We start from the raw sequence: 6,284 nt of genomic DNA, 5'->3' as shown, positions 1-6,284 counted from the left end.
GAGCCGACCGCGCAGGTGATCCACGACACCTACGACAAGCAAGGCAACCCGATCGAGCTGTCGCCGCGCAACGTCCTCAAGAAAGTTCTCAAACTCTATGCCGACAAGGGCTGGCAGCCAATCGTCGCGCCGGAGATGGAGTTCTACCTGACCAAGCGCAGCGACGACCCTGACTATCCGTTGCAGCCGCCAATCGGTCGCTCGGGCCGTCCGGAAATCGGTCGTCAGTCGTTCTCGATTGAAGCGGCGAACGAATTCGACCCGCTGTTCGAAGACGTCTACGACTGGTGCGAACTGCAAGAGCTGGATCTCGACACGCTGATCCACGAAGACGGCACGGCGCAGATGGAAATCAACTTCCGTCACGGCGACGCGCTGTCGCTGGCCGACCAGATCCTGGTGTTCAAACGCACCATGCGCGAAGCCGCGCTCAAGCACGATGTGGCTGCGACCTTTATGGCCAAACCGATGACGGGCGAGCCGGGCAGTGCGATGCACTTGCACCAGAGCATCATCGACATCGAGACCGGCAAAAACGTCTTCTCTAATGAAGACGGCACCATGAGCCAGCTGTTCCTGCACCACATCGGTGGTCTGCAGAAACTGATCCCTGAGCTGCTGCCGTTGTTCGCGCCGAACGTCAATTCGTTCCGCCGCTTCCTGCCGGACACCTCGGCACCGGTGAACGTGGAATGGGGCGAAGAAAACCGCACCGTGGGTCTGCGCGTACCGGACGCCGGCCCGCAGAACCGTCGCGTCGAAAACCGTCTGCCGGGCGCCGACGCCAACCCGTACCTGGCGATTGCCGCGAGCCTGCTCTGCGGTTACATCGGCATGGTCGAAGGCCTCAACCCGAGTGCGCCAGTGGTCGGACGCGGTTATGAACGCCGTAACTTACGCCTGCCGCTGACCATCGAGGATGCACTGGAGCGTATGGAAAACAGTGCAACCATCGAGAAGTACCTGGGCAAAACTTTCATCACTGGCTACGTCGCGGTCAAGCGGGCCGAGCATGAAAACTTCAAGCGCGTGATCAGTTCGTGGGAGCGCGAGTACCTGCTCTTCGCCGTCTGATACGCCGGGCGCGGCGTGCAGACGCCGCGCCTTCACCGATAACAAGGAGAATTGGCATGACCAGCAACAACCCGCAAACCCGCGAGTGGCAAGCACTCAGCAATGATCACCACCTGGCGCCGTTCAGCGACTTCAAGCAGCTGAAGGAGAAAGGTCCGCGGATCATTACCAGCGCCAAGGGCGTGTACCTGTGGGACAGCGAAGGCAACAAGATCCTCGACGGCATGGCCGGTCTGTGGTGCGTGGCCATCGGTTACGGTCGTGATGAACTGGCCGACGCCGCCGCCAAACAGATGCGTGAACTGCCGTACTACAACCTGTTCTTCCAGACCGCGCACCCGCCGGCACTGGAACTGGCCAAGTCGATCGCTGACGTGGCGCCAGAAGGCATGAACCACGTGTTCTTCACCGGTTCCGGCTCCGAAGGCAACGACACCATGCTGCGTATGGTTCGTCACTACTGGGCAATCAAAGGCCAGCCAAACAAGAAGGTCATCATCAGCCGCAAGAACGGTTATCACGGTTCGACCGTGGCCGGCGCGAGCCTCGGTGGCATGACCTATATGCACGAACAGGGCGACTTGCCGATCCCGGGCATCGTCCACATCGCGCAGCCGTACTGGTTCGCTGAAGGTGGCGACATGTCCCCGGAAGAGTTCGGTATCTGGGCGGCCAATCAGCTGGAAGAAAAGATTCTCGAAGTCGGCGTGGACAATGTCGGTGCCTTTATTGCCGAGCCGATTCAGGGTGCCGGCGGCGTGATCATTCCGCCAGACACCTACTGGCCGCGCATCAAGGAAATTCTCGCCAAGTACGACATCTTGTTCGTCGCGGACGAAGTGATCTGCGGTTTCGGCCGTACCGGTGAGTGGTTCGGTAGCGATTTCTACGACCTCAAGCCTGACATGATGACCATCGCCAAAGGCCTGACCTCCGGTTACATCCCGATGGGTGGCCTGATCGTGCGCGACACCGTGGTGGCAGTGCTCAACGAAGGCGGCGATTTCAACCACGGCTTCACCTACTCCGGTCACCCGGTGGCAGCAGCAGTGGGTCTGGAAAACATCCGCATTCTGCGCGACGAAAAAATTATCGAGAACGCGCACAACGAAACGGCACCGTATTTGCAGAAACGTCTGCGGGAACTGAACGATCACCCGTTGGTGGGTGAAGTTCGCGGCGTCGGTCTGTTGGGGGCCATCGAGCTGGTGCAGGACAAGGCCACTCGCAAGCGTTACGAAGGCAAGGGCGTCGGCATGATCTGCCGTCAGTTCTGCTTCGATAACGGCCTGATCATGCGCGCTGTCGGCGACACCATGATCATCGCGCCGCCGCTGGTGATCAGCAAAGCGGAGATCGATGAACTGGTTACAAAGGCACGCAAGTGCCTGGATCTGACCCTCAGTGCGTTGCAGGGCTAAGTGCTAGGCTCTGAGCGGGGGAGCCTCGGCGCTCTCGCTCAAAGCTGTCAGAAAGGCTGGTCTTTTCTTGAAAGACCGCCTCGGATCTTGCCAGACTAGCCGCGGTTCCAGTTGTCCGGGTTCGGCCGCTGAACAAAGTGGTTCAAAAAAAGAAAATTTGGAGCATTACGCATGAAGGCATTAGGCAAAAAGCTCGCTGGCAAGACTCTGCTCGCCATGTCCCTGATGGGAATCATGGCGGCTGCGGCTCAGGCGGACGACAAGGTGTTGCACGTCTACAACTGGTCGGACTACATCGCTCCGGACACCATCAAGAAGTTTGAAGACGAGTCGGGCATCAAAGTCGTTTACGACGTCTTCGACAGCAACGAAACCCTCGAAGCCAAACTGCTCGCAGGCAAGTCCGGCTACGACATCGTCGTACCGTCGAACAACTTCCTCGCCAAGCAGATCAAGGCCGGTGTTTACCAGACGCTGGACAAGTCCAAGCTGCCTAACTGGAAAAACCTCAACACCGATTTGCTCAAAGCCGTGTCGGTCAGCGACCCGGGCAACGAGCACGCTTTCCCGTACATGTGGGGCTCGATCGGTATTGGCTTCAACGCCGAGAAGGTCAAGGCTGCACTGGGTGCCGACGCACCTGTCGATTCGTGGGATCTGATCTTCAAGCCGGAAAACGCGGCCAAGCTGAAATCCTGCGGCATCAGCCTGCTCGACTCGCCAACCGAGATGATTCCGGTGGCGTTGCACTACCTGGGCCTGCCGACCGACAGCCAGAAGAAAGAAGACATCGACAAGGCTGAAGCGCTGATCATGAAGGTGCGTCCTTCGATCGCCTACTTCCACTCTTCCAAGTACATCTCTGACCTGGCCAACGGCAACATCTGCGTCGCCGTCGGTTACTCGGGTGACATCTACCAGGCCAAGTCCCGCGCGGCTGAAGCCGGTGACAAGGTGAAAGTCAGCTACAACATTCCGAAAGAAGGTGCGGGCAGCTTCTACGACATGGTCGCCATCCCTAAAGATGCCGAAAACGTCGAAGGCGCCTACAAGTTCATGACCTTCCTGCAGAAGCCGGAAATCATGGCTGAAATCACCAACGCCGTACGCTTCCCGAACGGTAACGCCGCTGCAACGCCACTGGTTGATAAAGACATCACCAGCGATCCGGGCGTTTATCCACCGGCTGACGTACTGGCCAAGCTGTACGCGATCGCCGACTTGCCGGCCGCAACTCAGCGGATCATGACCCGCAGCTGGACCAAGATCAAATCCGGTAAATAAGCCGGTTTGAAGCAATAACCGCTGGCCGTCGCCCTCGCGATGGCGGCCAGCGGATCAATTAAATGACAAAAGTTTTGCTGGAACGGTTTTTCGAGGGTAAGTTGCGCGCCGGTTTTGTTGCCGGGCAGCCACGGCTGTCATGCAGCGCGGGGCAACTTGGGCCCAACTAATTTAGAGGACCTCCACTTGCCTATTTTTTCTTCTTTGCGCAATGCCCTGCTGGCCACTGCCGGCCTGACGATTGCTGTCGGTGCCCAGGCCGCCGGTACGGTGCATATTTATAACTGGTCGGACTACATCGGCGAGACGACCCTGGCTGACTTCCAGAAAGCCACCGGGATCAAACCGGTTTACGACGTGTTCGATTCCAACGAAACCCTGGAAGGCAAACTGCTGGCCGGGCGTACCGGCTACGACGTGGTCGTGCCGTCGAACCACTTCCTCGGCAAGCAGATCAAGGCGGGCGCGTTCCAGAAGCTCGACCGCTCGCAGCTGCCGAACTATTCGAATCTCGACCCGGCGCTGCTCAAGCGTCTGGAGCAGAACGATCCGGGCAACTTGTACGCCGTGCCGTACCTGTGGGGCACCAACGGCATCGGTTACAACGTCGATAAAGTGAAGGCTGTGCTGGGTGTCGACAAGATCGATTCCTGGGGCGTTTTGTTCGAACCAGAGAACATCAAGAAGCTGCAAAGCTGCGGCGTAGCGTTCCTCGATTCGGCGGATGAAATGATGCCGACCGTGCTCAACTACATGGGCCTGAACGCCAACAGCACCAATCCCAAGGACTACGAAAAAGCCACCGCCAAGCTGCTCGCAGTGCGTCCTTACGTGACCTACTTCCACTCCTCGAAATACATCGGCGACCTGGCCAACGGCGACATCTGCGTGGCCATCGGTTTCTCCGGCGATATTTTCCAGGCGAAGAACCGCGCAGCCGAAGCCAAGAAAGGTGTGAACATCGCCTACTCGGTGCCGAAAGAGGGCGGCGCGCTGTGGTTCGACATGCTGGCGATTCCGAAGGATTCGTCGAACGTGAAGGAGGCTCACGCCTTCATCAACTATTTGCTGAAACCTGAGGTGATTGCCCAGGTCAGTGATTACGTCGGTTACGCCAACCCTAACCCTGGGTCGGACAAACTGATGGAACAGTCCATCCGTACCGATGAGTCGGTGTACCCACCGCAGGCCGTTATCGACAAGGCCTACGTGTCGACCGAGTTGCCACCGAACATTCAGCGTCTGATGACCCGCAGCTGGACCAAGGTCAAGTCGGGGATGTAAGGCACACACTATCCTGGGTTCGCCTTGCGGGGCGGACTGCATTGTTTTTATCTGGGAGTTTCGTAAATGGCAGTTGCCTCCGGCGCCTATAAGAAAGCCCTCGAGGGCGACCAGACACCGAAACAGGTGTTGGTCAAAATCGACCGGGTCACGAAGAAGTTCGACGAGACGATTGCCGTGGACGATGTGTCCCTGGAAATCAAAAAGGGCGAAATCTTCGCTCTGCTCGGCGGATCGGGATCGGGCAAATCCACTCTGCTGCGGATGCTGGCAGGGTTCGAACGGCCCACGGAGGGGCGCATTTTCCTCGACGGCGTCGACATCACCGACATGCCGCCGTACGAACGTCCGATCAACATGATGTTCCAGTCGTACGCCTTGTTCCCGCACATGACCGTGGCGCAGAACATTGCCTTCGGCCTCAAGCAGGACAAGATTCCGGCGGCTGAAGTCGACGCCCGCGTGGCCGAAATGCTCAAGCTCGTGCAGATGAGCCAGTACGCCAAGCGCAAGCCGCATCAACTGTCCGGCGGTCAGCGTCAGCGTGTGGCACTGGCGCGTTCGCTGGCCAAACGGCCGAAGCTGCTGCTGCTCGACGAACCGATGGGCGCACTCGACAAGAAACTGCGTTCGCAAATGCAGCTGGAACTGGTCGAGATCATCGAGCGCGTGGGTGTGACGTGCGTGATGGTGACGCACGACCAGGAAGAGGCCATGACCATGGCCGAGCGCATCGCGATCATGCACCTGGGCTGGATCGCTCAGATCGGCAGCCCGATCGACATCTACGAAACCCCGACCAGCCGTCTGGTCTGCGAATTCATCGGTAACGTCAACATCTTCGAAGGCGAAGTGATCGACGACGCCGAAGGCCACGCGACCATCACCTGCAAAGACCTCGATCGGCAGATCTACGTCGGCCACGGCATCAGCACCTCGGTGCAGGACAAATCGGTGACTTACGCGATTCGTCCGGAGAAGCTGCTGGTCACCGCCGATCAACCGACCTGCGAGTACAACTGGTCGAGCGGCAAGGTGCACGACATCGCCTATCTGGGTGGTCACTCGGTGTTCTACGTCGAGTTGCCGAGCGGCAAACTGGTGCAGTCGTTCGTGGCCAACGCCGAACGCCGTGGCGCACGTCCGACCTGGGGTGATCAGGTTTACGTGTACTGGGAAGACGACAGCGGCGTGGTACTTCGCTCATGAACATGCGCAAAT

General features: G+C 58.7%; 5 protein-coding genes. All 5 read left to right on the top strand.

Going from position 1 to position 6,284, the window contains the following annotated elements; all coding sequences use genetic code 11:
• The coding region (locus ACIP66_RS24540; RefSeq protein ID WP_400651559.1) for a glutamine synthetase family protein at window positions 1-1,074 on the top strand (1,074 nt) is incomplete at its 5' end.
• Between the two features lie 56 nt (window positions 1,075-1,130).
• Window positions 1,131-2,495, top strand: a complete 1,365-nt coding sequence (locus ACIP66_RS24535) for an aspartate aminotransferase family protein (protein WP_159811924.1) — start codon at window positions 1,131-1,133, stop codon at window positions 2,493-2,495.
• Window positions 2,496-2,666: 171 nt separating this feature from the next.
• Window positions 2,667-3,779: a polyamine ABC transporter substrate-binding protein gene (locus tag ACIP66_RS24530; RefSeq protein WP_053124834.1), complete on the top strand. Its 1,113-nt coding sequence runs from the start codon at window positions 2,667-2,669 to the stop codon at window positions 3,777-3,779.
• Between the two features lie 186 nt (window positions 3,780-3,965).
• Entirely contained in the window at window positions 3,966-5,063 is a 1,098-nt protein-coding gene (locus ACIP66_RS24525; RefSeq protein ID WP_053124832.1) for a polyamine ABC transporter substrate-binding protein, read from the top strand.
• Window positions 5,064-5,129: 66 nt separating this feature from the next.
• Window positions 5,130-6,272: an ABC transporter ATP-binding protein gene (locus ACIP66_RS24520; RefSeq protein ID WP_008085321.1), complete on the top strand. Its 1,143-nt coding sequence runs from the start codon at window positions 5,130-5,132 to the stop codon at window positions 6,270-6,272.
• Window positions 6,273-6,284 lie beyond the last annotated feature (12 nt).

This window comes from Pseudomonas sp. NPDC088429, from assembly GCF_044753305.1.
In the GTDB taxonomy this organism is placed as follows: Bacteria; Pseudomonadota; Gammaproteobacteria; order Pseudomonadales; family Pseudomonadaceae; genus Aquipseudomonas; species Aquipseudomonas rustica.
The sequence above is the reverse complement of the archived record's forward strand: the minus strand, read 5'-3'. Positions and strand labels throughout refer to the sequence as shown.